This window comes from Caballeronia sp. DA-9 (assembly GCF_051615025.1).
GTDB lineage: Bacteria > Pseudomonadota > Gammaproteobacteria > Burkholderiales > Burkholderiaceae > Caballeronia > Caballeronia sordidicola.
In genome coordinates, this window is the sequence record NZ_CP195132.1 from 1,195,272 (window position 1) to 1,221,027 (window position 25,756).

The 25,756-nt window shown below is 58.9% G+C and carries 17 protein-coding genes and 1 pseudogene; 6 read left to right on the plus strand and 12 right to left on the minus strand.

Features of this window, described 5'->3' with window-relative positions; translation table 11 throughout:
• Positions 1-30 precede the first annotated feature (30 nt).
• Genes ACRWA7_RS11820 through ACRWA7_RS11835 form a run of 4 tightly spaced genes read right to left on the minus strand, consistent with a single transcriptional unit; the run spans position 31 to position 8,437 of the window.
• Positions 31-4,179: a molybdopterin-dependent oxidoreductase gene (locus tag ACRWA7_RS11820; protein WP_438392765.1), complete on the minus strand. Its 4,149-nt coding sequence runs from the start codon at positions 4,177-4,179 to the stop codon at positions 31-33.
• A 22-nt stretch (positions 4,180-4,201) separates the two neighbouring features.
• The gene (gene nirD, locus ACRWA7_RS11825; protein ID WP_438391185.1) at positions 4,202-4,549 is read right to left on the minus strand and encodes a nitrite reductase small subunit NirD; all 348 of its coding nucleotides are present in this window, start codon (positions 4,547-4,549) and stop codon (positions 4,202-4,204) included.
• Between the two features lie 11 nt (positions 4,550-4,560).
• Positions 4,561-7,095 (minus strand): nitrite reductase large subunit NirB, encoded by a 2,535-nt coding sequence (nirB, locus tag ACRWA7_RS11830; protein WP_438391186.1) that lies wholly within the window; start codon positions 7,093-7,095, stop codon positions 4,561-4,563.
• Between the two features lie 13 nt (positions 7,096-7,108).
• Entirely contained in the window at positions 7,109-8,437 is a 1,329-nt protein-coding gene (locus ACRWA7_RS11835) for an MFS transporter (protein ID WP_438391187.1), read from the minus strand.
• A 536-nt stretch (positions 8,438-8,973) separates the two neighbouring features.
• Here ACRWA7_RS11835 and cobA point away from each other — a divergent pair.
• From cobA to ACRWA7_RS11860, 5 genes are all read left to right on the plus strand, one after another.
• Positions 8,974-9,759 carry a uroporphyrinogen-III C-methyltransferase gene (cobA, locus tag ACRWA7_RS11840; protein ID WP_438392767.1) on the plus strand — a complete coding sequence of 262 codons (786 nt, stop codon included), beginning with the start codon at positions 8,974-8,976 and terminating at the stop codon, positions 9,757-9,759.
• A 63-nt stretch (positions 9,760-9,822) separates the two neighbouring features.
• Positions 9,823-10,398, plus strand: a complete 576-nt coding sequence (locus ACRWA7_RS11845) for an ANTAR domain-containing response regulator (protein WP_060818561.1) — start codon at positions 9,823-9,825, stop codon at positions 10,396-10,398.
• Between the two features lie 10 nt (positions 10,399-10,408).
• Positions 10,409-11,554, plus strand: coding sequence for a CmpA/NrtA family ABC transporter substrate-binding protein (locus ACRWA7_RS11850; RefSeq protein ID WP_438391188.1), 1,146 nt, complete (start codon positions 10,409-10,411; stop codon positions 11,552-11,554).
• Positions 11,555-11,815: 261 nt separating this feature from the next.
• A complete protein-coding gene (locus tag ACRWA7_RS11855; protein WP_438391189.1) occupies positions 11,816-13,114 on the plus strand; it encodes a YihY/virulence factor BrkB family protein in 1,299 nt (432 codons plus the stop codon).
• A gap of 381 nt (positions 13,115-13,495) precedes the next feature.
• Complete coding sequence (locus ACRWA7_RS11860; protein ID WP_438391190.1) at positions 13,496-14,668, plus strand: porin; 1,173 nt, start codon at positions 13,496-13,498, stop codon at positions 14,666-14,668.
• Between the two features lie 199 nt (positions 14,669-14,867).
• On the opposite strand, the gene ACRWA7_RS11865 is transcribed toward ACRWA7_RS11860, so the two are convergent.
• From ACRWA7_RS11865 to ACRWA7_RS11885, 5 genes are all read right to left on the minus strand, one after another.
• Positions 14,868-15,737: a peptidase gene (locus ACRWA7_RS11865; RefSeq protein WP_438391191.1), complete on the minus strand. Its 870-nt coding sequence runs from the start codon at positions 15,735-15,737 to the stop codon at positions 14,868-14,870.
• Between the two features lie 154 nt (positions 15,738-15,891).
• On the minus strand, positions 15,892-16,689 hold the full coding sequence (locus ACRWA7_RS11870) for a transglutaminase family protein (RefSeq protein ID WP_438391192.1): 798 nt from the start codon (positions 16,687-16,689) through the stop codon (positions 15,892-15,894).
• Between the two features lie 32 nt (positions 16,690-16,721).
• Positions 16,722-17,675 carry an alpha-E domain-containing protein gene (locus ACRWA7_RS11875; protein WP_060818760.1) on the minus strand — a complete coding sequence of 318 codons (954 nt, stop codon included), beginning with the start codon at positions 17,673-17,675 and terminating at the stop codon, positions 16,722-16,724.
• An 86-nt stretch (positions 17,676-17,761) separates the two neighbouring features.
• The gene (locus tag ACRWA7_RS11880) at positions 17,762-19,168 is read right to left on the minus strand and encodes a circularly permuted type 2 ATP-grasp protein (protein WP_438391193.1); all 1,407 of its coding nucleotides are present in this window, start codon (positions 19,166-19,168) and stop codon (positions 17,762-17,764) included.
• 371 nt (positions 19,169-19,539) lie between these two features.
• Positions 19,540-20,613, minus strand: a complete 1,074-nt coding sequence (locus ACRWA7_RS11885; RefSeq protein WP_438392768.1) for an alpha/beta fold hydrolase — start codon at positions 20,611-20,613, stop codon at positions 19,540-19,542.
• 213 nt (positions 20,614-20,826) lie between these two features.
• Here ACRWA7_RS11885 and ACRWA7_RS11890 point away from each other — a divergent pair.
• Positions 20,827-21,318: pseudogene (locus ACRWA7_RS11890) on the plus strand (DNA/RNA non-specific endonuclease); the annotation flags it as partial.
• Positions 21,319-21,800: 482 nt separating this feature from the next.
• Here the strand turns inward: ACRWA7_RS11890 and ACRWA7_RS11895 are convergent.
• The 3 genes from ACRWA7_RS11895 to ACRWA7_RS11905 all read right to left on the minus strand — a co-directional run bounded on the left by ACRWA7_RS11895 (position 21,801) and on the right by ACRWA7_RS11905 (position 25,073).
• On the minus strand, positions 21,801-22,709 hold the full coding sequence (locus ACRWA7_RS11895; protein ID WP_438391194.1) for a hypothetical protein: 909 nt from the start codon (positions 22,707-22,709) through the stop codon (positions 21,801-21,803).
• A 118-nt stretch (positions 22,710-22,827) separates the two neighbouring features.
• Positions 22,828-23,823, minus strand: coding sequence for a hypothetical protein (locus tag ACRWA7_RS11900; RefSeq protein WP_438391195.1), 996 nt, complete (start codon positions 23,821-23,823; stop codon positions 22,828-22,830).
• Complete coding sequence (locus tag ACRWA7_RS11905; RefSeq protein ID WP_438391196.1) at positions 23,820-25,073, minus strand: AAA family ATPase; 1,254 nt, start codon at positions 25,071-25,073, stop codon at positions 23,820-23,822. The genes ACRWA7_RS11900 and ACRWA7_RS11905 overlap by 4 nt, the downstream gene beginning before the upstream one ends.
• Positions 25,074-25,756: the final 683 nt, after the last annotated feature.

Here is a 25,756-nt window from a genome sequence, read left to right on the forward strand (position 1 = left end):
TGCGCGATGTTGGTCGCGGGCCATCCCCGCTCAATAAACATCGCGCACGTAGCGCTTTTCCTTGACCATGCGGCTTACGTATTCGTGGGCCTTGTCCTCGCTCATTCCGCCCGCCTGAGCAACAATGGATTTCAACGCGGCATCGACATCCTTCGCCATGCGGCTCGCGTCGCCGCAAACATAGAAATACGCGCCAGATTCAAGCCACGCCCACAACTGCGCACCATGCTCGCGCATGCGGTCCTGCACATAAATCTTGTCGGCCTGATCGCGTGAAAACGCAAGGTCAAGACGGTTCAGCAATCCCTTGCGGCGCATCTCGTCGAGTTCATCGCCGTAGTAATAATCCGTGGCCGCATGCTGCTCGCCAAAGAACAGCCAGTTGCGGCCCGTATCGCCGCGCGCTTCGCGCTCATGCAGGAAACCACGAAATGGCGCCACCCCCGTGCCGGGGCCGACCATGATCATGGGTGCATCGCCGTTGCGTGGAAGCCGGAAATGCGCCGACTTCTGCACGAACACAGGAACATTGGCGTCGGTCGCTCGATCGGCGAGGAATGTCGACGACACACCCTTGCGATGCCGCCGCCCATTGTTGTACCGAACCGCCGAAACGGTCAGGTGAATTTCGTTTGCATGCGCCTTGGGGCTCGATGCAATCGAATACAAACGCGGCTGCATGCGCTTCAACATCCCGGTCAATTCGCTCGCGGAAAGCCTGACCGGAAACTCATGCAAGACGTCCGCCAACTGCTGGCCCCAGAGCCACTTCTTGAGATCCACCTTGCGATCGTCTCCGAGCATCTCCCTTAGCGCGCCGTTCTCCGCGCGCGCCGCGATAAACGCCAATGCGTCAGCGCTCGGACGGGCGATTTCGTAATGCTTGCCGAGCGCATCGGCAAGACGCATCTCGCCAGCGCCCGCTACTGTGACCAGCGCGTCCGCCGAAAGATGGCTCAGGCCAATGAGTTCATCGACCAGTTCAGGACAGTTGCTTGGCCAGACGCCCAATGCATCGCCAGCCTCATATTCAAGGCCCAAATCCTTTGCAAGCGAGAAGTAGCGCGTATCCTTCGTCGCGCCCTGCTTGTTAAGCCGCACGTTCTTCACCAGCCGCGACGCAGCCGGATGTGCCTTCGACGCAGCCGTTCCCGGCAGCACCGCGGGAATCATTCCGTTGGCGGAAACGGCATGCAGCGCTTCGTCTTCTTCCTTGATACGCGCGACGATTCGCTCGATCCATGCGTCGGCGGCGGCTTGATATTCGGTGTCGCAATCCACGCGATCGGCCAGCCGTTTCGCGCCGCGCTCGAGCATGCGCGCATCGAGCTTGCGGCCATGACCGCAGAATGCATCGTAGTTGCGATCGCCGAACGCGAGCACCGCGTAATGGACATTGTCGAGACGTGGCGCATGCTCGGCCTGCAGACCCGTCCAGAAAGCCTGGCCGTTGTCGGGCGCATCGCCGTCGCCGAACGTGCTCGTCATGAGCAACACATATTGCGCATTGGCGAGACCCGATACCGCGTAGTCAGCCATGCACGAAGTACGGATTTCGAAGCCGGACTCCATCAGTTGCGTGGCATAGCGCTCGGTCAACGACTCGATGTTTCCCGTCTGCGATGCCCACAGCAACGTGACCTTCGGCCGCGCCCTGACAATACGTACGCCTGATTCATGCCCCGCTTGTTGAACAGAAGTCAACGTCGCAGCGGCCGCTTCGGCGCGGCTGAACATGCCGGCAAGCAGGCCGTCGAACCATAGACGGGTCGCCGGAGCAAACGGCGCGCTGGCGGGAAGTACCGGAACACCGGGAGCCGCACGGCCTTCATTCGAATGCAAACCGCTCATGAAACCGGCGGCGTATAAACGTTCTGCATCGCTTAATTGGGGTGGCGGCGTCTCTGGAATGCCGAGCAATGTGGAGAGCGCATCTATGCGGGACATGTCCAGTTCCTGAGTGACGGCCGCGTGATCGGCGGCGGATTCATCATGCGTATCATCGGATATGGCCGTGCCGGGCTCGGGCGTCACGCGACTGAGCGTAACCGCGCAAAACTTGAATTCGGGCTGCTGCGAAATCGGATCGGTCGCATCGTTGGTCACGGCGTTGATGCACAGATCATCGCCATACACATCGTTCCAATGCATGGGCGCAAAGCAGTTGCCGGCGCGCACCCGGTCCGTCACGACCGCCGGCAACACGGCGCGGCCACGACGCGACCTGATCTCGACGGAATCCTTCGTTTCAATGCCAAGCGCCGCCGCGTCTTCCGGATGAATCTCAACGAATGGATTCGGGTTCAGCTTGTTGAGCATTGCGACCTTGCCGGTCTTCGTCATGGTGTGCCACTGATGCTGCAAGCGCCCCGTGTTCAGCACGATGGGATGCTCCGCGTCGGGCATCTCCGCAGGCTGACCATGCGGACGGGCTAGAAACACGGCCTTGCCGCTGGCGGTCGGGAAAACCAGTCGTGGACGGCTGCCGTCTGGCTGCTCCTTCAGCGTCTGATTCACGCCGTCATTGATGTACCGGAGAGGATTGCGGTCGGACGCACCATCTCGCGCAATGGGCCATTGCAGCGGCGTCTCGCGCAGCCTTTCATGGCTCGCGCCGCGAAGGTCGTAGCCGGTTTTTGGATTGGACGTGCGCACGATCTCCGCAAAAACCTCTTCCGCCGACGCATAGCTGAATGCATCGGCGAAACCCATTTCGCACGCCACTTCCGCCACGATCCGCCAATCGGGCATGGCCGCGCCCGGCGGTTCGATGGCCTTTTGCGTGAGCGTCATGTTGCGCTCGGAGTTGATCATCACGCCTTCGGCTTCGGCCCATAGCGCGCCGGGCAGCAGGACGTCGGCGTATCGGTTGGTCTCGGTATCGAGGAAGGCGTCCTGCGTGATGACGAGTTCCGCCGCCTGCAATCCCGCTATCACGGTCTGGCGATTTGCGACGCTCGCCACCGGATTGGTGCAGATGATCCAGCACGCCTTGATGTCGCCCGCGGCCATACGCGAGAACATGTCGATGGTGCCCTTCCCTAACGATGTCTTGAGCCTGCCTTCGGGAATGCGCCACAAATCCTCCATGAACTTCCGGTCTTCATCGACCAGCACAGAGCGCTGCCCAGGCAACCCCGGGCCCATGTAACCCATCTCGCGTCCGCCCATTGCGTTGGGCTGGCCGGTAAGCGAAAACGGTCCGCTGCCAGGACGGCAGATCTTGCCCGTCGCCAGATGAAGATTGCAGATCGCGTTCGTGTTCCACGTGCCGTGCGTGCTCTGGTTCAACCCCATGGTCCAGCAGCTCATCCATTCGGGCGCTTCGCCAATCCATTGCGCCGCGAGACGAATCTCGGCTTCGGCAATACCAGTGATCGCGGCGACTTTCTCCGGCGTATAGTCCGCGAGAAAGGCAGGCATCGCGTCCCAGCCTTCCGTTGCTTCACGGATAAAACCCGCATCCGTATGCCCGTTTTCGTGCAGCAGATGCAGCAGTCCATTGAGCAGCGCGAGGTCCGTGCCCGGCTTGATCTGCATGAAAAGGCCGGCTTTGTCGGCGGTGGCGTTGCGGCGCGGATCGACCACGATCAGCTTCGCGCCCGCCTTCACGCGATCCATCATGCGCAGGAACAAGATGGGATGGCAGTCCGCCATGTTCGCGCCGATCACGAAAAACAGATTGGTTTTATCGATGTCCTGATACGAACCCGGCGGTCCGTCCGCGCCCAGCGAGAGCTTATAGCCGCTGCCCGCGCTCGCCATGCAAAGGCGCGAATTCGACTCGATGTTGTTCGTGCCAACAAACCCCTTCGCCAGCTTGTTGACGAGATACTGCGCTTCTATCGACATCTGGCCGGACACATAGAACGAGAGCGCGTCGGGGCCATGTTCGTCGAGTATGGCGCGTAGCCGGCGGGCGGTATCGGTCAGCGCCTGAGTCATGGGCAACGGAGCCGGGTCCTGGCCGCGCGCGTGGCGAATGAACGCGCTTTCAAGCCGGCCCGATTGGCGTAGCGCGACATGCGCCGATTGCCCCTTGGTGCAGAGCCGACCGAAGTTGGCGGGATGCTCCTTGTCACCCGACACCTTGACCACTTGCCCGTCCTCGACGTGCAGGACCATTCCGCAGCCAACGCCGCAATAGGGGCAAACGGTCTTGACGCTGCCGGTGTTCATATCGGTCAAAGCCGGATTGTTTTCAAGCGGCGACCCATACATGTCCGTCTTCGACGCGCGCGGCAAATGCGTTGACCGAGTTCTCCGGGATCTCGAGACATTCGCCTGTGCGCAGATCGAAGTGATGCTTGTAGATGAGCGATGCAACCACAATGCGCTCGCCCAGATTGCCGATCAACCCGCGTGAGAGCACGGAGGCTTGCGAGCCCGGATCAAAGTTGTCGATGGCAAAGACGCGGCCGCCGTCATCGGCGAGATGGAAGACCGCGACCTGCACGCCGTTGACCAGCGCACACACGCCGGTGTTCGGCAGGATGTCGCTGAGCGCACACACAGGAACCCATGCAGCCGGGATTCGATCGATGTTCATGGGACGCTCCATCAAACAGTTTCAACCATCACAGGAATGCCGATCAATTTGCGCTCGGCGGGCGTGGCAGGACGAATCTGCCCGCGTTCCTCGACAAAACTCACGTTGTTGTCCGACGCGTCGCTGTTCACGAAGTGACGGAAACGCTTGCGGGTTTCAGGATCGGTGACGGCTTTCTTCCACTCGCATTCGTAGGTGTCGGCGACGTGCTGCATCTCGGCTTCGAGCTCGGCGGCGAGACCCAGTTTGTCGCGTACGACGACATCGATCAGATAGTCGAGGCCGCCCTCCAGGTTGTCGCGCCATACGCTCGTGCGCTGCAAGCGGTCAGCAGTGCGGACATAGAACATCAAGAAGCGGTCGATATATTTCACGAGCGTCACCGCATCCAGATCGGATGCAAGCAATTCAGCGTGGCGCGGTTTCATGCCGCCGTTACCGCATACGTAAAGATTCCAGCCCTTCTCGGTCGCGATGATGCCGACATCCTTGCCCTGCGCTTCCGCGCATTCGCGCGTGCATCCGGAAACGCCGAACTTGATCTTGTGCGGAGCGCGCAAGCCTTTGTAGCGGTTTTCGATATCGATCGCGAGGCCGACTGAATCGCCCACGCCGAAGCGGCACCATGTGGAGCCGACGCACGACTTGACCGTGCGCACCGCCTTGCCATACGCGTGACCCGATTCGAATCCGGCCGCGATCAGTTCTTCCCAGATGAACGGCAATTGCTCGACACGCGCGCCGAACAAATCGACACGCGCGCCGCCTGTCACCTTGGTGTAAAGCCCATACTTCTTCGCCACCTGTCCGACTGCGATCAGGCCATCGGGCGTCACCTCGCCGCCGGCCATGCGCGGCACGACGGAGTACGTGCCGTCGCGCTGAATGTTGGCGAGGTAGTAGTCGTTCGAGTCCTGCAGGCTTGCGTGCTCCTTCTTCAGCACGAACTCGTTCCAGCACGACGCAAGAATGCTGCTGACCGTCGGCTTGCAGATATCGCAGCCCAGTCCGCGACCATGCCTGGAAAGCAGTTCGCCGAAGGTTTTGATGCGCTCGACGCGCACCATGTGATAAAGCTCCTGACGCGAAAACGCAAAGTGCTCGCACACATGATTGTTGACCGCGAGCCCCTGCTTTTTCATCTCCGCCTTCATCACCTGCGTGACAAGCGACACGCATCCGCCGCATGAAGTGCCTGCTTTGGTCGCCGATTTCAACGCACCAATGCTCATTGCGCCCGCAGATACAGCCTCGCAAATCCGTCCCTTCGATACATCGTTGCACGAGCAGATTTGCGCAGATGCAGGCAGCGCGTCGACACCAAGCGCGGGTTTCTGTTGACCATCGGACGAAGGAAGAATCAGGAATTCCGGCGACGCCGGCAACTCGATGCGGTTCAGCATCATTTGCAGCAACGTGCCGTATTCGTTCGCGTCGCCGACCATCACGCCGCCAAGCAGGAACCTGCCACAATCGGACACCACGATCTTCTTGTAGACCTGCTTGCGTTCGTCGCTGAACTGATACGCGCGGCTTCCCGGCGTCTTGCCATGTGCGTCGCCAATGCTCGCCACGTCCACGCCCATCAGCTTCAATTTGGTGCTCATGTCCGCGCCCGCGAACGCGTGCTGTTCGCCGAGCAATTGCCTGGCGACCACGCGAGCCATGTCGTAACCCGGCGCAACAAGACCGAATATCTGTCCTTGCCACAACGCGCATTCGCCAATGGCGTAGATGTTTTCGTCGCTGGTCATGCAGTTGTCGTCAATCACGATACCGCCGCGCGCCCCCACTTCCAGACCGCTTGTGCGGGCGATTTCATCGCGCGGACGAATGCCCGCGGAGAACACGATCATGTCGGTATCGAGATGCGTGTCATCGGAGAATTGCATGCGGTGCGTACCCGCTTCGCCATCCGTGATAGCGACCGTATTCTTGTGCGTATGGACCGTCACGCCCAGCGCCTCGATCTTGTTGCGCAGCACGCGCGCGCCGCCGTCGTCGACCTGCACGGCCATCAGGCGCGGCGCAAATTCAACCACATGCGTCTGCAATCCGAGATCGCGCAGCGCCTTCGCGCATTCGAGTCCGAGCAAGCCACCGCCCACGACCGTGCCGGTCTTCGAGCGTGCGCCGCATGCCTTCATCGCCTCCAGATCTTCAATCGTCCGGTACACAAAGCAGTCGTCACGATCGCTGCCTGACACCGGCGGCACGAACGGATACGAACCCGTCGCGAGCACGAGCTTGTCGTAGCTCAGGACTTCCCCGCTCGATACCGTCACGGTGCGCGCGGCGCGATCTATCGATACCGCCTTTGCATTGAGTTCCAGCCGTACGTTCTCGCGCTCGAAGAATCCCGCCTCTACGAGCGACAGATCATGCGCCGTCTTGCCGGAGAAAAATTCCGACAGATGCACCCGGTCGTATGCGGGCCGCGGCTCCTCGCACAACACGGTGATATCGAGCCCATGTCCGGCTGTTTCAGCGAGGCATTCGAGCAGCTTGTGGCCCACCATTCCATGACCGATGACTACGATTTTCATGATCTGAGTGCTCTCAGTTTGCAATGCGGTTGTTGATGCCCAATGCATGCGCGCGCAATTCGTCCTCGCGTGCCTTGTGCTCGGTGCTAAAGCGCACGGCCAGCGCGCACAACGCGGAGATCGAGACCAGCACGCCAAGCGTCGCCAAGGTTTGCTGAACGTTGCCCAGGCCTTTCATCAAAAAGCCCGCGGCCACCGCGCCCACGTTTCCGCCCGCACCGATAATCCCCGCCACGCCGCCAAGCGCCTTGCGGTCGATGAACGGCACCAGCGCATACGTCGCGCCGCACGCCATATGCGTGAAGAGGCCAAAGCAGAGCATGGCGACCACGGCCAGGCCGACGCTGGTTTCATGCGAAAACCAGTACAGGCCAAGACCTTCGCCCGCGATCAGCGCGAACAACAAGGTCGAGCGCACGTCGAGTCCGCGGCGAGCCGCGAATTTGTCTGACAGCCAGCCTCCCAACGCGCGCGCGAACAGCGCCAGCAAGCCGAAGCTGCCTGCTGCGAGACCCGCGGTTTTCAACGAGAGATGGAAATGATTGACGTAGTAGATCGCGGCGATGTTATGAATGAACACTTCCACGCCGAAGCATGCGGCGTAAGTCACGAACAGCATCCATACGCGATAGTTCGCGCAGGCCGCGCGAAAGCTCGCCCAGCCGCCTTTCTTGCCGCCATCGATGGCTACGCCCTGCGCACGCAATTGCGCGAAGTTTCCTTGCGGGCAGTCTTGCGTCAGGCGCCAATAAAACACCGCCATGAGCGGCATGGCGAGAGCCGGCACCACGAGTGCGTAGCGCCACGCCGATGCATCGCTTGCGCCCAGTGCGAGCATTGCCGCCAGCAGCAGCGGCACGAGCGCCTGCGCTGCGCCTGCACCCGCGTTGCCCCAGCCAGCGCTCGTGGCGTTGGCGGTTCCGACCACGTTCGGCGCGAACATGACCGACGTGTGGTACTGCGTGATCACGAAGCTCGCGCCCACGGCGCCAATGCCCAACCGTGCCAGCAGGAAGCTCGTATAGCCGCCCGAGAGCGCCGCGCCGAGCACGGGAAATGCGCCCAGAACGAGCAGCGCCGTGTAGACCTTGCGCGGGCCGTATCGATCGCACATGGGACCGATGATCAGCCGCACCACGATCGTCGCCGCGACCGCCGCAATGTTGATGTTCGCGACCTGATCGATCGAAAGACCGAACTGGCGCTGGATCAACGGCATCAGCGGCGCGCAGGCGAACCATGCAAAGAAACACACGAAGAACGCCATCCACGTGAGGTGGAATGCGCGCATTGGCGCCGTGCGAAAACTGAAGAGATCGATCCGCGTTGCTTTATCTGACATGGCCGTTTCCACAAAAACAAAAAGGCGTCCCGTGATTCCAGTCGCTTGACTGAATCAGGGGACGCCGTTGTCCAGGAAGCCCGTTAGGGCCGCTGCAATAAGGTGGTGCTTGAGGCAAGGAGACCGGATCGCCGTTGATCCGCAGGCAACGTCAAATGCAAGGCGTATGCCATGCGAAGCAACGCGCCGTATGACAAGGCTTTCCGGGATTCCGAAGGAAATTTGGCAATTAACGCCGATGCCTTTTGATGCACCAAAGCACAGCTACGGTGCGCCGCAGCACTGTGCGCGTGCGGCCATTTAACGATGCACAAGCGGGCAAGCACGCACCGCAGGCACACATGCGTCGCGATCAACCTCTGGCCTGGATATTGCATTTGGATAGCAGCGCCTGACAACGACGTCGCGCGCTGACTTTCTTGTGCATGTCCTTTGAACGGACATGCGCATCGGCGATCCAGGACAACGGCGTCCCTTCGTGCACGAGCACGAGCGGATGCCGTTTTGTTTTGGAACGCCGCTAAAGGACATCATCCATCATGACTACCGGCAAGGTTACTTTGCTAAGCGCAGGCCCGGGAGACCTCGACCTGCTGACGATCAAGGCAGCGAAGGCGCTCGCACTCGCCGACATCGTCCTGCTCGACGATCTTGCGAATCCCGGGATCGTGTCGCTCGCACCGCGCGCACGCGTGATTCGCGTGGGCAAGCGCGGCGGATGCAAGTCGACGCCCCAGGCTTTTATCGAGCGGCTGATGCAGCGCTATGCGCTCAAGGGCCTGCACGTGGTCCGCGTGAAAGGTGGCGAGGCACTGTTGTTCGGCCGCGCAGGAGAAGAACTCGCTGCGTTGCGCCGTGCGGGGATTCCTGTCGATATCGTCAATGGAATCTCGTCGGGCTTCGCGGCCGCGGCGAGCCTGGGTGTGTCGCTTACGCATCGCGAGCATTGCCAGGGCGTAACCTTCATCACCGCCCACAAGCAGGATCATGGCGAACCGGACTGGTCCGCGCTGGCGGCAACCGGCACCACGCTCGTCATCTATATGGGCATGACGCGCATCGAGCGCCTTTGCACGTCGCTCATGAGCGCGCTGCCCGCCTGCACGCCCGCGGCCGTCGTTCAATGGGCGGGCACGCCGGCTGAGCGCAGATGGCTCGGAACGCTCGACCGGCTGGCTATCGACGCAACCGATGCCGGCCTCGGCAGTCCTGCCGTGATCCTCATAGGGCCGGCGATTGGCGAAGCCATGCAATGGGTCGCGCAACCGGCACCCATTCACCAGGTCAACCAAGAACCCTTTGACGCCCAGCGCGCCGCCTGACCGGATGGGTCCGCCCATGAAGTGCCTGCGCTGTCCGTGAACAAAAATACCGGCACTCGCCCCATGCTTCGCGTGCTTCTCGTCACCGACACCGACAAACCCATCGGCGATCTGCGCCAGGCGCTTGCACGCCTTGGCTACGACATGCTCGCCGAAGTCGCGACGCCGGCTGCGCTGCCGCGAGTGGTGGAAGAGCAGCGCCCGGATGTGGTGATCATCGATACGGAATCGCCTTCGCGCGACACGCTCGAACAGCTCGCCGTGATGAACGAGACCGCGCCGCGCCCGGTCCTCATGTTCAGCAACGACGCCGACCAGCAACTGATCCGCGACGCAGTCGGCGCCGGCGTCAGCGCATACCTTGTAGAAGGGCTCGAAGCCGGACGGCTTGCGCCCATTCTCGAAGTGGCGCTTGCGCGCTTCGCGCGCGAAGTGCAGTTGCGCCGCCGCCTCGCCGACGCCGAAACGGAACTCGCGGATCGCAAGCACATCGACCGGGCCAAGCGGCTCTTGATGGACCGGCGCAAGATGTCCGAGCAGGACGCATACGCGCTGCTTCGCAAACGCGCAATGGACCACGGGATGAAGCTTGCTGAAGTGGCCCGGCAGTTGGTATCGATGGCTGATTTACTAGGGTAGCCCGCACGACATGAACACTTCCTCGCCCTCTTCTTCCACTGGCAAGCCCGAGAAGACCCATATCCGCCTCGGCTTCGTAGCGCTGAGCGACGCCGCGCCGCTCGTCGCCGCGAAGGTCCTCGAGTTCGGTCATCGTCACGGGCTGACGCTCGAACTGTGCAGGCAGCCGTCGTGGGCGGCGGTGCGCGACAAGCTGCTGTCGGGCGAGATAGACGCCGCTCACGCGCTCTATGGTCTCGTGTGCGGCGTGCAGATGGGTATCGGCGGGCCGCAGGGCGACATGGCCGTGCTCATGGTGCTCAACCGCAACGGCCAGGCGATCACGTTATCGAACAGGCTCGCTCAAGCATTGGAACAGCTCGGCAACCTGAAAGACGCGCTTGCCACGCTTGGCCGCCGTCCTGTGTTCGCACAGACTTTTCCGACCGGCACGCACGCAATGTGGCTGTACTACTGGCTTGCGTCTCAAGACGTGCATCCATTGCGCGATATTCGCAGCGTTGTGATCCCGCCGCCGCAAATGGTCGATGCATTGATAGAAGGCGAACTCGACGGCCTCTGTGTAGGCGAACCGTGGAACGCGGTGGCTGACGCGCGCGGCGCGGGCAAAACGGTCGCGGTCACGAGCCAGGTCTGGCCGGAACATCCGGAGAAAGTGCTCGCGAGCCGCCGCGACTTTGTGGCCCGCTATCCGGATACATCGCGTGCGTTGATCCAGACCATGCTGGAAGCCTGCCGATGGCTCGACGACGCCGCGCATCGAACCGATATATCGGCGTGGCTTGCCGCGCCCGAAGTGGTCGGCGCGCCACAGGAATTGATCGCGCAACGGCTGCTTGGTCAGTACGATGCAGCGCAATTCCCAACGCAGCCTCCAGGCGTCAGCTTTTTCAACGATGGGGCCGTGAATTATCCGCGCGCCTCCGATGGTCTCTGGTTCTTCACGCAATTTCGCCGCTGGGCCATGCTTGCGGGCGATCACGACGACGCGGCCATCGCCGCCGCGCTCTGCCAGACGGCGCTGTATCGCGAGGCGGCGGCCTTGATGGACGTTCACGTGCCGCAAGAAATCCGTGCCGATCGTCTGATCGATGGTCGCGAATGGGACGGGCAGGATCCATCGGCCTATCTCGACGGCTTCACGCTGCGCGCGTGAAACGGGAGACGAATCGGCTACAAACCGACGGTCGGCCCACCGCGACAGACTCATACGTTTCCTGTTTACGTCGAAACTGGCCAAAGACTCGTCCGAATGGCCGATGCGTCCGTTTGCCTATTGCAACGCGTGTTCTTCTGACGGATGCTTCACAGGCCACCTCAGCGACGGCGCACGTCCGCTGATCAACCGGTGGAACGCAATGTGCTCTGAGGCATTACAAACCGTCAGATCACATCGTCAAATGAATTCGAGGCTGCCATGAGCACGTTGTCCACCGAGAAAATCCAGGCTGTAGTGAAGAAGGATGCGTCCTGGGTCATGGGCGCGCTTAAGAAATTTGGCGAGAACCGATGCGCGGCAATGGCTGCAAGCATCGCGTTCTACTCCGCATTTTCGCTCGCACCCACGCTGGTCATGGTAATCGCGGTGGCGGGGTGGGTGTTCGGGGCGGAAGCGGCGCGCGGCCAGTTGTTCCACCAGGTCAACGGCATGCTCGGCGATCAGGCGGCGGCGAGCGTGCAAAGCATTGTCGAAAATGCGCATCGCAGCGGCGGTACCGGAATAGCGGCGATCATTTCCTTCGTATTGCTTGCCGTGGGTGCATCGGCTACATTTTCATCGCTCAATACCGCGCTGAACCTTGTCTGGCCGCTTACCGGCGAGCAAAAATCGAGCGTTTTCGCCATGGTGCGGGTCCGGTTGATTTCGTTTGGCCTCGTGCTGGGCGTGGCTTTCCTCCTGATCGTCTCGCTCGTGCTCGATACCGCTATCCAGGCTATCGGCAAATGGCTGTGGGGCGATTCGTCGTTCGTGATAATCGGCGACCTGGTTCAGCTTGCCGTAGGCCTCGTCATACTGTCCCTGGCGTTTGGCGCACTGCTGAAATTCCTGCCCGATGCCCGCGTGCAATGGCGTGACGCGCTGGTGGGCGGCGTCGTCGCGGCCATCCTGTTCTCCGTCGGCAAGAAGCTGTTTGCGTTCTACCTGACGCACGCGGGCACGGCCAATTCATTCGGCGCCGCGGGCTCTCTCGCGGTACTGCTGATGTGGCTGTATTTCTCGGCGGCGGTGTTGCTGCTTGGCGCGGAATTCTCAGCCGCGCGGGCTCGCCTGCACGACCCGCGCGGGGCATGGGGCCAACAAAGCGGGCGCGTGCCGCCTGGAAGCCGCGCCAAGATCGGGTCAATGCTCGCCGGATCGACTGTTGCCGGGCGCCCCGCCGATATCTCCGTTGCAACCCGTGTGTCCCCGCCCGTACCCGGATCGGCGCGCACCTCGATAGAACAACGCACCGAGCGCTCACAAAAGCTGACTCAACAGGCGCGGAAAAAAGTATCCGCAATCAGTACCGCGCTCGCGGTCAGCCGGAAACTGGCTCGGGCCGAAACGACCGCCACGAAGGCAACGGCCCAGGCCATGCTCGGTTGCGGGAAAAAGGCTGTGCAGGCAAACGATCTGGTGCGGCGCCATCCATGGAGTGCCGTGTTGCTGGCTGGCGGCGCCGGTCTTGCACTCGCGCTTTTATCAGGGCGGGACCAGCCGCCGCGCATGGATTAGGTTGGGTCGTACAGGTGCTCGGCCAGTGCGCCTGGCCCGCAAAGCCCATTGCGCGGGCAGTCAATAACACACCCGGTTTGGTAATCCTCCATAACGCGTTGCTATAACGCCGAATTAGTAAAAAACTAATAAAGTTCGGATGCATCTTCCAATGAAAGTTCATTAACGGGAACTTTCATTCGCGGACCCGGTCGTGCACATTTCAATAGATGAATACCGCTCTAAACCCTTGACAGGCTTGACTACAAGGCTTCCTCCTGCATAGCTCGCAAAGTGTCTGATTTTCGAGACATGTTTAATTTTCTGGTTCTTCACTTTTGTAACGCTGCGTTATTCTCTGCGCCGGCAACAACGAATTTAAATCTTCGCGTGGAGAACTCGATGAAACGTATCGCACTGACTTCCCTTTCGCTGGCACTGCTCGGCGCAGCCGGCGCAGCCCAAGCGCAAAATAGCGTGACGCTGTATGGCGTGATCGACGCCGGCATCGGCTACGTGCACAACGCACAAGGCAACGAGAAGCTGGTTGGCATGATCAACGGCAACCTGTCGGGCGATCGTTGGGGCTTGAAGGGTCAAGAAGACCTGGGCGGCGGCCTGAAGGCGATTTTCCAGTTGGAAAACGGCTTTGACATCGGCACCGGCCGTCTGGGCCAAGGCGGCCGCGAATTTGGTCGTCAGGCGTTCGTCGGTTTGACCGCTGATCAGTACGGCACGGTCACGATCGGTCGTCAATACGACCCGCTGGTCGACATGGTGCAAGGCATCACGGCTGACAACTACTTTGGTTCAGCTTTCGCAACCCCGGGCGACGTGGACAACTACGACAACAGCCTGCGTGTGTCGAACGCTGTGAAGTACGTGTCCCCGAACTGGGCCGGCCTGCAAGTCGAAGGTTTGTACGGCTTCAGCAACCTGGCTGGCACGACGGGCCAAGGCCAGACGTGGTCGGGCGCCGTTGCGTATAACAACGGCCCGTTGGGCTTGGCTGCGGGTTACTTCTACTCGAGCAACCCGAGCGCTGGCCGCGGACCGGCATGGAACAGCCCGTCGTCGGATTCGCTGTTCGATGGCCCGATCAACAACGGCTACACCACGGCTCACTCGATCGGTATTGCTCGCGCTGCTGCCCAGTACGCAATCGGCCCGGTAACGGTCGGCGCGTCGTACAGCAATGCGCAGTTCAAGCCGGATGGTTTCTCGGCTTACACGGAAACGCAGAAGTACAACATTGGCAACGCGTTCGTGAACTTCCAGGCTACGCCGGCCCTGCTGTTGGGCGCAGGCTACACGTACGAGAAGGCAAGCGGCGATACGTCGGCCAAGTACCACCAGGCTTCGCTGGGCGCGGACTACTCGGTGTCCAAGCGTACGGACCTGTACGCTGTGGCGGCTTATCAGCACGCAAGCGGCACGCAAGCTACGTACACGACGAACGCAGCAGGCCAGACGGTTCGCGTCGATCAGGCTGCACAAGCTTCGATCGGTTCGTATGGCTTCGCGGGTACGAGCAACCAGGAACTCGTGATCGTCGGTATCCGTCACAAGTTCTAAAGTCAGATCCGGCGCGCGGGTTCAACAAAGCCGGCGCGCTCGTTTCGGCTTCGGTTCAAAAACAGCCATCGGCTTCCGTCGATGGCTGTTTTTTTATGGCTGACCGATCAGCCATGACGGCCGCACACAAAAAAAGCCCGCTGTCTTTCGACAGCGGGCTTTTGCGTTGCTGATTTCGTTCGGCTTCCCTCGGGGAAACCTACTGCTGCGATCGCCCCGTATCCGGCTGCATCAGCGTCTGGAACGGCGGCGCCGATGCAGCCGGCTGCGTCAACGCGTCGCCGTGCACCACGCGCGGCACGCTCGATATCGTTTCACGTGCCCGCAGCGGCACATTCGCGGGATCGGCCCACGTAGGATTCGGAATCTCGCCGAAGATCTGCCGCAACCGCTCGCCCCACGTACGATGGATCATCTGGAAATACTGGTTGTCGTGATCGAGCGTGGAGAAGCGCGTAACCCTCAGCGAGTCTTTCTCGTAGACGAGCAGGTCGAGCGGCAGTCCCACGGACAAATTGGAACGCAGCGTGGAATCCATGGAAACCAGCGCGCACTTCGCAACTTCGTCAAGCGGCGTGGCGGGCGTGATCACGCGATCGATAATCGGTTTGCCGTACTTCGACTCGCCGATCTGGAAATACGGACTCACCAGCGACGCTTCGACAAAATTGCCTGCCGAATAGATCATGAACAAGCGCGTGTTCGCGCCGCGAATCTGGCCGCCAAGAATGAAACTGCAATTGAAGTCGACACTGAATTCCGCCAGCGTCGCGGCGTCTCGCCGGTGCACTTCGCGCACCGCTTCGCCCACCAGCCGGGCCGCGTCCGCCATGGACGGCGCGTTGTAGAGCGTGAGTTTGTCCTCGGGCGCGGGTTCCGACAGCAACTGCATGACGGCCTGCGTCAAGGCCAGGTTGCCCGCGGCGAGCAGCACGAGAACGCGCTCGCCGGGCTGCTCGAAGACCGCCATCTTGCGGGCCGCGCTCACGTGGTCGACCCCGGCGTTCGTGCGTGTATCGGACAGGAAAACCAGTCCCTCTTCAACGCGCATTGCCACGCAATAAGTCATGCGTCGAATTCCTGAAAGAAGCAAACCAGTATTGTAAGCGCGCTCCCGCAGGACCGGGCCAGAAAGGTGCTGAAAAACATGTACTCAAACTCACCGTTCATTTACTTTTAACATATCGGCAAATGCGGCGCGTACTTGAGCCGAAAGAAGCACGTCACTGATCGGCCATTGCCTGCACCGACACATCCACGCTCATGCGTTCTTCCTTGCCACCAACCCGTGAACCCCGCACCGGCGCAGCGGCTTCGTAGTCGCGCGCGACGGCAAGCCTGCAGTAGCGGCCGCTGGCAAACGCAGCATGCGTCACATCCACCGATACCCAACCATCGTCGAGCCACACGTCCACCCATGCGTGGCTCGCGGCATGCGGGACATCGCCTGGATCGATATAACCGCTCACATACCGTGCCGGCACGCCTCGCGAGCGGCAGCACGCCAGCATCAGATGCGCATGATCCTGGCACACGCCGTTGCCGAGTTTCAGCGCTTCGGCAGCGGTGCTCGTCACGCCCGTCACGCCCGCCTTGAACTGCACCTTCCCCTCTATGTTCTCGGCCAGCGCAATCAGCGCCGCGGGCGAATCGATCTTCGGCACGGAATGCGCGAGTTCCCGGATGGATGTATCGGCCTCGGTCAATGCGGTGTGACAGGTGTAGTGCTGCAGCGGAATCCGGCCCGGGCCGTCGTGGAGCCGGCCGCCATCGAGCAAGGTGGTTTCGACCTGGCCCGTCACCGACAGATGGATCTCCGTGTGCGGCCTGGTCAGCACGAGCGTATGCAAGGTGTTGGCGTAGGCGTCGCGCGTGACATCGAGCTTGCCGACGGTATCGATATGCCAGCGGCGCACCATCTGCGCGGAGCCGTTGGCCGGCGTCATGCGCAGTTGCTGGATGGAATACTGCACGGGCACGGCGTAGCGGTAGCTCGTGTGATGCCGAATGGTCAGAAGCATGATGTTTCCCAGTGTTTCCAGTGCGGATGCGTTCAGGCGAGAGGCAACATGAGGAACGTGCGCATCACGCGTACGCCCAGTTCGTCGACCCGCTTCAGGAATTGCGTCAGATAGGCGTGCACACCCGTTTCAAGGATCTGGCGGATATCCGTGTACAGCACGTCCGCGCGCAGCTTGCCGGCAAAGCGCTCGCAGTCATTCGACGCGTTCGTGCGCAGCTTGTCGAGCGTTTCGCAAACGCCGTCCAGCGACGCCAGCAACGAACGCGGCATCTGCGCGTTGAGAATCAGCAATTCCACCACGCGCGAAGGCGTCACCACATCGCGATACACCTTCCGGTAGATCTCCAGCGCCGACACCGAACTCAATATCGATGTCCAGTAATAGAAGTCTTCCAGTTGACGCGCCGCTTCGCGCGAGTTGGGTTCCGCATCGGCAAAACGCACGTCCAGAATGCGCGCGGTGTTATCCGCGCGCTCCAGGTACATGCCAAGCTGGATGAACCAGAACGCGTCGTCGTGAAGCGCCGTGCCGACCATCACGCCACGGCACAGGTTCGAGCGGTACTTGACCCACTCGAAAAGCGTATCGGGACTGTTTTCGAGTTCGCCGGCCGCGAGCTTTTCGCCAAACTCAAGCCACGTGAAGTTGATGGTTTCCCAGGCTTCCGTGGTCAGCGTCCCGCGCACCGCGCGCGCGTTTTCACGGGTTGCGTGCAGACAGGAGATGATGCTCGACGGATTGCCCGAATCGGCGACCATGAAGTGCAGCATGTCTTCAAGTGAATCGGAACCGGGAAACCGCTCTTCAAAAAATGATTCGAGCTCCGAAATACGCAGCACCGACCGCTGCGCGCGCGCAATCTGTTCGGGCGTCTGCGGCAGCAGCATGCCCTTCAGGTTGATGTCGAGCATGCGCGCCGTGTTTTCAGCCCGCTCCATGTAGCGGGCCATCCAGAAAAGGTGATCGGCTGTACGGCTTAGCATCATGATGGCGTTCCGTTGTTATGCAGCGCCGAAAAGCAGCGCAACGCGTGAGGCCGTAGCCGTGCGGGTAGTTTCGCCGTGGCGGCTTAATCCACCATCCAGGTATCTTTCGTGCCGCCGCCCTGCGACGAATTCACGACGAGCGAACCCTCCTTCAAGGCCACGCGTGTCAGGCCGCCAGCCGCCATGGTCACTTCCTTGCCGGACAATACAAACGGCCGCAAGTCGATGTGGCGCGGCGCGATGCCCGACTCCACGAAGGTCGGGCACGCGGACAGCGCGAGCGTGGGCTGGGCAATATACCCATCGGGCCGCGCAATCAGGCGTTCCCGGAATGCCTCGATCTCGGCTTTTGTCGATGCCGGCCCGACCAGCATGCCGTAACCGCCCGCGCCGTGAACTTCCTTCACGACCAGTTCCGGCAAATGCGCCAGCGTGTACGCGAGGTCCTCGGGCCTGCGGCATTGATAGGTCGGCACGTTGTTCAGGATTGGCGTCTCGCCGAGATAGAACTCGATCATGTCCGGCACGAACGGATAGATGGATTTATCGTCGGCAATGCCGGTGCCCATCGCGTTCGCCAGCGCGACACGTCCCGCGCGGTACGAAGTCAAGAGGCCCGGCACGCCGAGCGCCGAATCCGTGCGGAACGCGAGCGGGTCCATGAAGTCGTCATCGAGCCGCCGGTAAATCACATCCACGCGCTTTGGTCCCTGCGTGGTGCGCATGAAGACGTAGTTCTCATCGACGAAAAGATCCTTGCCCTCGACCAGTTCCACGCCCATTTGCTGCGCGAGGAACGAGTGCTCGAAGTACGCCGAGTTGTACATGCCCGGCGTCAGCACGACCACGTTGGGGTCGTCCACGCCGGCCGGCGCAATCGAGCGCAGCGTTTCGAGCAGCAAATCCGGATAATGCGCGACCGGCGCGATGCGGTTCTGCACGAACAATTCGGGGAAGAGCCGCATCATCATCTTGCGGTTTTCCAGCATGTACGACACACCCGACGGCACGCGCAAGTTGTCTTCCAGCACGTAGAACTCGCCCGCATTTCCGGCGCGGACCACATCGACGCCGGCCACGTGCGCATAGACGTCCAGCGGCACGTCCACGCCCTGCATTTCCGGCCGATACTGCGCGTTCGTATACACCTGTTCCGCCGGAATCTTGCCGGCGCGGACAATGTCATGATCGTGATAAATATCGCGGATGAACATGTTCAGCGCCCGCACGCGCTGCCTGAGGCCAGCTTCGAGCTTGCGCCATTCGTCGCCGGGAATGATGCGCGGAATCATGTCGAAGGGAATCAGGCGCTCGGTGCCGGACAAGTCGCCGTTCACGGCGAACGTGATACCCACGCGCCGGAACAGCAGGTCGGCTTCCGCACGTTTGCGCGCGATGGTTTCAGGGCTTTGCGTGGAAAGCCACCGGGAGAACCGTGCGTAGTGCGCCCGCACGGTTTCTTCGTGACGCATTTCGTCGTAGATCTGCATCTGTGCGTCCTTTTCTGGTCGCGGCGCGAATGCCGCTATGGGTGGATGAAGGCGACACACAATTGCCCGTCGCCCGGCCACGCCTTGTCCGACGCGTTGGGTAGTTTCAGTATCCTCAATAAAGCAACAGCCGTGCCATTTTTTAATACTTGTTTTTACTCATTGTTTTGGCGAGTTAGGCGAATGCGCTGCTTCAAATGAGTGCGGCGGGATTTCGCTGGCGCGAAGCGTCGTCCACGCGACGCCCCCGTCTGGTGCACGGTAGGCTAAATTGCCGATCGCTTCAATGGGTATTCACAGGCAGGTTGATGCGGCGCACGGCGGCGCGCGTTGCATCAACCTGCGCACGCCGCGCCGGGTGCGGATCTGGTTCAGTTGCTTTTGGCGCCTACGGACGCAAGCCCTTCGAGCAAGGCGTGATGGAACGCGCGCGGATCCTGCATCTGCGGCGCGTGTCCGAGTTCCGGAAACTCAACGAGCTTCGCCCCGGCAATAGCCGCCGCTGCCTGTTTCGCCAACTCGGGATATCGCCCGAGCGTCGGCCGGATATCCGGCGGCGCGAGATCCTTGCCGATCGCGGTTGTATCCTTATCGCCAATAAGCAGCAACGTCGGCGTCCGGATCTGCCCGAACTCATAGACCACCGGCTGCGTGTAGATCATGTCGTACAGCAACGCAGAATTCCACGCCACGAGATCTTTCCCCGGCCCGCGATACATCCCGGCCAGCATCTGCACCCACGGCTCATAGCGCGCGTCCCAGTGACCCGCGTAATACGTGGACTGTTCGTACTTGCGAATGCCGTCGGCGGTGGTCTTCAACTCGCGCGTGTACCAGTCATCGAGGGAAATGGACGGCACACCCTTCGCCTTCCAGTCTTCAAGGCCAATCGGGTTCACCAGCACAAGCTGCTCGGTGTCCTGCGGGTACATCAGCGCGTATCGCACGGCGATCATCCCGCCCGTGGAATGCGCGACGAGCGTCGCCTTTTTCACGCCGAGCGCCTCGAGCAGCGCATGCGTATTGCGGGCGAGTTGCTGGAACGTGTATTGATAACGCGTTGGCTTCGTGGATTTGCAAAAGCCGATCTGATCGGGCGCAATCACGCGATAACCCGCGCTGGTCAATACATCGATGCTCTCCTTCCACGTCGCCGCACAGAAGTTCTTGCCGTGAAGCAGGACGACAGTCCGGCCGTTCGGATTCTTCGACGCCACGTCCATATACGCCATGCGCACGATCTGCCGCTGCGATGACAACGCAAACCTGCCGACCGGATACGGATAGTCGAAACCCTGCAACTCGGGACCGTAGACAGGGCCGTCGTTATCGGCGGCTGAAGGGGCGGCGGACAGGGCAGTCGCCGAAGCGGCGGGCGCACTTGAGTCATCCGCAAAAACAGGCGATGCAACCAATGAGAGCGAAGCTAAAACAGCGCAAAACATGCGGCTGATCAAAGTCATGGGCGCGCAAACTCGCAGATAAGAACAGGAAGGGCCGACACGCTCGGGCGCTTGAGCCGCGATGCCGCGGCGGGGGAATTTTATCGCGTGCTGGCGTTGATCGGGGCGGAGTGCTTTTGTGCTTACGTGCAGCCGCCGCCCGGACGCGTGCGCTTATACTGCCGCCTCGACCAAACGACCACCCTCGCCTTTCGCATGCAAATCCGCTTCCCGCAGTTCAAAGCGCGCTTTACAGCACGTTTCATAACTCGCTTTCCGCTCTTCCTGGCCGCGCTCGGCTGCGCGTTTTCCCTGACCGCTTTCGCTGCAGACTGTCCGCAATTCAGCCCTGGAGGCCAGACGCCCATTGTGGTGAACGCGAAGATGCGCGCGTCCACGCAGCAACTTTGCTATTCCGATTTCGCCGTCCTCCATTCCGGCATAACCCACGGCCCCTTGTGGTCGGCGGAACACCTCACGCCGGAACACATCGACGACGCCCGTGACAACACGCGCACAAACCGCTTTTTCGTCGATAAGAAACTGCCGCCCGGCGAAAGCGCCACGCTCTCGGACTACAAGCAAAGCGGCTTCGATCGCGGCCACATGAGTCCCGCTGGCGACCGGTGGGACAAGAAAGGCATGGCCGAATCGTTTTCGCTTGCGAACGTCGTGCCGCAAAACCCGTCGAACAACCGGCGCATCTGGAACACCACCCCATAAATATACTCATCTTGGGCGTGCCTACCGGCAGCGTCGGCTAGCGGGCAAAATCAAAACATCGCTGAACCCTTTAGAGAACGCTTGGTTTTGCTGTGAATCTCTCATTTGGGCAAGCCGGCAGCGCCGGCGCGTCAGCCTCAAGTGTGTACAACTCTGGAACCGCCCTTTGGGCGGCTGTCCACACCCCTGTGGTGTGGACAGCAGAGTTGTGCACACGGGGAGCAAGCAGTGGCGTCAGCGTGACAGAGCGGCGAAAAGGGAAATTTTCATCTTTCGACGCTAGACACCGCTCTCAGTCCTAAGCGTGTACCCGCGACGAGCGCGCATTCCTTTTAAACTTTGCTCGTGCCCGTAGCAAAGGGTCACATAAGGACCGCGCTTACAGTGTGGTAGTTAATCGGCTCTCCGGGGCTCAACGATGCAGACGTTTGTAGGCCGGACATTCCATTACAGTTGCGAAGGACTCTTTACGAGCCGCAGGTCAGACAACGCCCCCACTGCTCTGAATACACGTTACCTTTGCACCCAGAATCTGCGCAGGCCTTCCGCTCGACATCCTCCGTGCTACCGCAAACAAAACACCAGATGGACGTCGACTCTGACGTATTTGGCGCAAGCAACGCTGTCCGCAGTTCAATATTGTCATCGCTCGCCAATGAATACGAGCAATTGGGACATATGTAATGACGTTGCTTTCTATTAAAAAGAAAGTATTCTTCAAGCGCATCTGCTTTCAGCAGATCGACCACTATGGAAAATTCCCTCACGAGTCGGTAGTCTGCCCAATCTTCGGAGTGCATCTGTGAAAGCGGCGCCGTTTTCAAATAGTCATGTCGTACGCGCGCCCAATTTTTTTCCAAACCTAGTGCCGCGTTGATTTGAAGGACTGCAAGCATTAAATCAGAAACATGCACGGACAGTTTTTTGTCTATGCTATGCATAATTGCGTTTCTTTGTTTTCTGAGGTGCTCGAACCTTTGAATAAAAGTTTCAGTGATCTTGTCAGTCCGAATCGTATTGTGGACCTTAACAAGATCCTGAGCATCTATCGTCCGAAATTCTGAAAATGCAGTATCCGTTGCTGCGCAGCCTTTGGGCCAATCTCTAGGTTGTGCCGCCAATAGCAAATAAGGGCTAACTTCTACGATCTTCGCTTTCAGCAAGAATTCGCTTCCTTGCTGGGCAACAGACAATGCCGTGGACAATTGTATGCGAGCGGCACCCCAATATGCCTCTTTAATCTCATCAGTATCGACATCGTAGTAATCCGCGTCATCAATCTCTATCAGCAACGAGGTGGCCGTGTCCCATGCGTTATTCAAAAGAGCGACTCCTATAGACCGAAATTCGATGCCTGTGGGAATGTCGATAATCATTTGGTGACGTGGTGTAGTGTTATTAAATGCGCATGACAAATGCAAAGCCTAACTCGCTATTCATCTTTGCCAGTTAGCTTCCCAACTGACGTTCAGCGAGGCAAACACCATAGTATCATTATGTGATACTGAGACTTTGCGCCGGAATATATATGTTTTCTAGCCAATAACACAGAGCCACCGTTAATGGGGCGCCGGCCTGAGATTTCTCGAGGTATCGTCGAATTTCCAACTCATCACCCGGTTTGCAAGAAATCATGGCAGAAATAAACGCATCCATGCGGCGATAAAACTGTATTCCGACGTTCGATTCCCGATAACGCAACTTCAAATTCAGAAGGTTTAGAAATCCAGTGACTTCCGCCTTGCCGTAGTGGGCATCTATCTCCATAGTTTTACTGATCTGATCAAAATCGAAAATCACAGAGTCTGAGATCGCCTCAAAATATGGACATACAAGTTCATTAGCCACCCTGGAACCTTTTCCAAAACCTCCCGAATTGCATGACTCGCAAGCGCTCAACAAATTCAAAGGATGAACAGACAAAAGCGGGAATTTACTTTTCGGAAGGAAATGTTCTACCTTCACGCTTCCTCGCGAATTAATAGTATCAAGATCGCAGTACGGACATGCTGCGGGATGGTCATTGTCAATTCTGAAGTTGTCGTGAAATGATTCTCGCCTCAACTGCGGAAGCGTCAATGCCCTCCAAATTTCAGCGTTGTCAAAAAGAACACCATAAAGATAATCCGCGAACAGCATCTTCACGCTATTCTTAAGCTTCACGACCGGGAGCGAATAGTTCCCCCGGCTCAACTGATAAGCTTGATAATGAAATGTAACACCCAGCGCTCCCATTTCCGCAACGCTCGAATCGCGAAGAACCACGTTACAAGCATCTTCCAACGTAAAATTGTTTTTCGCGACAACCTGTTTTAATGCAATGGATACGACTTTGGCCTTCTCTGGCGGCAACGTCTTGAATGCGTAACAGTTCGTTAATGTCGTCGCTTCCCGTTTTGCGGACCCAAGGAGTGCGACAAGGGGGGCGACCAAATAATCGCCTAGCTTTTGCAACGCAGCCGCGTTTTTCTCATTTAAGACTTTCTTCATTTTTTCTTCTTCAAAAGCTGTTGAAACACCGCATATTTTGCGCTCGATTCTCCCAACTCGTTAAAAATCGTTTCTAACTGTGACGCAGTCGCTTGAGTGGCGTAGCGCAAGACTTGCTCTTCGACTGCATGTGGCTTGGGTGAGAAGAGTGTGTTCGTTATCCACGCCTCATTCGCAAGAAAAACAGTGTGTGATGGATTGGCGAAATGCCCCTGATTCGCAAAAAAAATCCATTTTTTTGGAACAGAATTTAGAAGCGAGAAAGAATGCGTCGCAATAAGTAAGTGCGCCTTATACGTGTTAAAAAATGCTAACAAGAGGCTTATCAGTTGCTTGGACCAATTGTTGTCTAAATGGATCTCTGGCTCTTCGATGATGACGAAAGAGTTGTCATGGATAGTGCCCAATATCGACAGCAGGCGCACGAAGAGCATCTTCTGCCCTGAGCTCATGTTACCCAGTGTTAGCGAGCCAATCGAGGTTTCGAGCTCAAAATCATTGATATATATCTCCTCGCCCTTTTCTCTTTCTAGGATTTCGTCCGAAAAATAAACCCAATTGGAGTCGCCGCCCCACACGCGGTCGGCGGTTCTTACCTTGCCCGTGAATCTTCCACCAATCAAGGATTCGAGTGTCTCAATGGCAGGATTATTGGATCGAGTTAGCTGAAGAAGTTTACTGATGGAGCTAGAGAATGACGGAAATAAGAAATGGTTGTTACCATACAGATTTTTTGTATCATATATGTCGAGGCGTCTATCGCCTATCCAATTATGACTGCGGGGACTGGGATATTCGCCGTGAAGCGAGAAAGCAGATATAATTATATTACCAGGAAGATAGTGTGATACGTCGTCATAATCTAGATCTCCCGAGTCCTCGATCGGTTCCCCTCGGAAATTTTTTCGTAATATCCCATTAACGAAGCCGTCAACTACGAGTCTAACGCCATCGAATGGAGCCTCCTTCGAAATTGAACATTTAAGTGTTTGTCCGCATTTGTCTTCGAAAGAATACCCAAGGCTGAAAGCTGGCGGGAGAAGCTCCGGTTCACGCTCGATTCGATGGAAAATCTGTGCGATGAACGACAGAAGCGCAGTTTTTCCCGAGCCATTCGGACCTGCGAACAAAGAGATCCCAAGATTGCCGTAGACATCTTGCAGGAAGCCCTCGCCGACAGTGTTATCGAAAGCAATGTTGACGTCGCTGAGCTGTCGATACTGGCTGATATATATTTTCTCGATGCGCATTGTGATAGGTAATCAGTAATTTCCGCGTAAATAAGGGATCCAGCATCGTATTAGGCTGTTAGTACTGCTCTTCAATTGACATTCTATATTGGATTTTCCACTTGAATCACCCCCAAGAGGGATTTTAGAGTCTAACGCAATGCGCTATTGAAACCCCCTGAATCGGAGTATCGGAGGTTGACTTAGCGCTGGCATACTTCGAATGTCTACAAAGGTCCGATTTATCCCGCCGATCGTCGAGCGGAGTCGCCGTCTTTTGCACCTCGGTATGAACGGCTGGTCTCGCACGTTGGTCGCCCGTTTCAGCGGCGATCGAAGAACGTCGGCAAAGACCGAACACTCGCCTCACGAAGCGGAGAAAGGAACGGCCGTTGTACTTCGGAAGGGGCCGTTGCGGTTGTAAACGTCCGAGCGGCCGCTCCGGGTCGATCAGCGGCAGTCGCGGACATTAACCTCACGGCGGATAGAAACCGCCGTCCGGGTTTTCCCAAGAACCGTGTCAGCAGTTTCACTTACCTGACACACTTTTCACTAATTGTGGCACCCGACAAAAGCTCTAGGGCGCCACAATTAGTGAAAAGTGCATCGTCGGATTGAAGGCGTTTTTGGGAAGAGTGGCACCGAGTGGTCAGCATGTGCCAAGGAAAGTGAAATACCCCTCTAGTTCTGCCGCGGTAAATGAC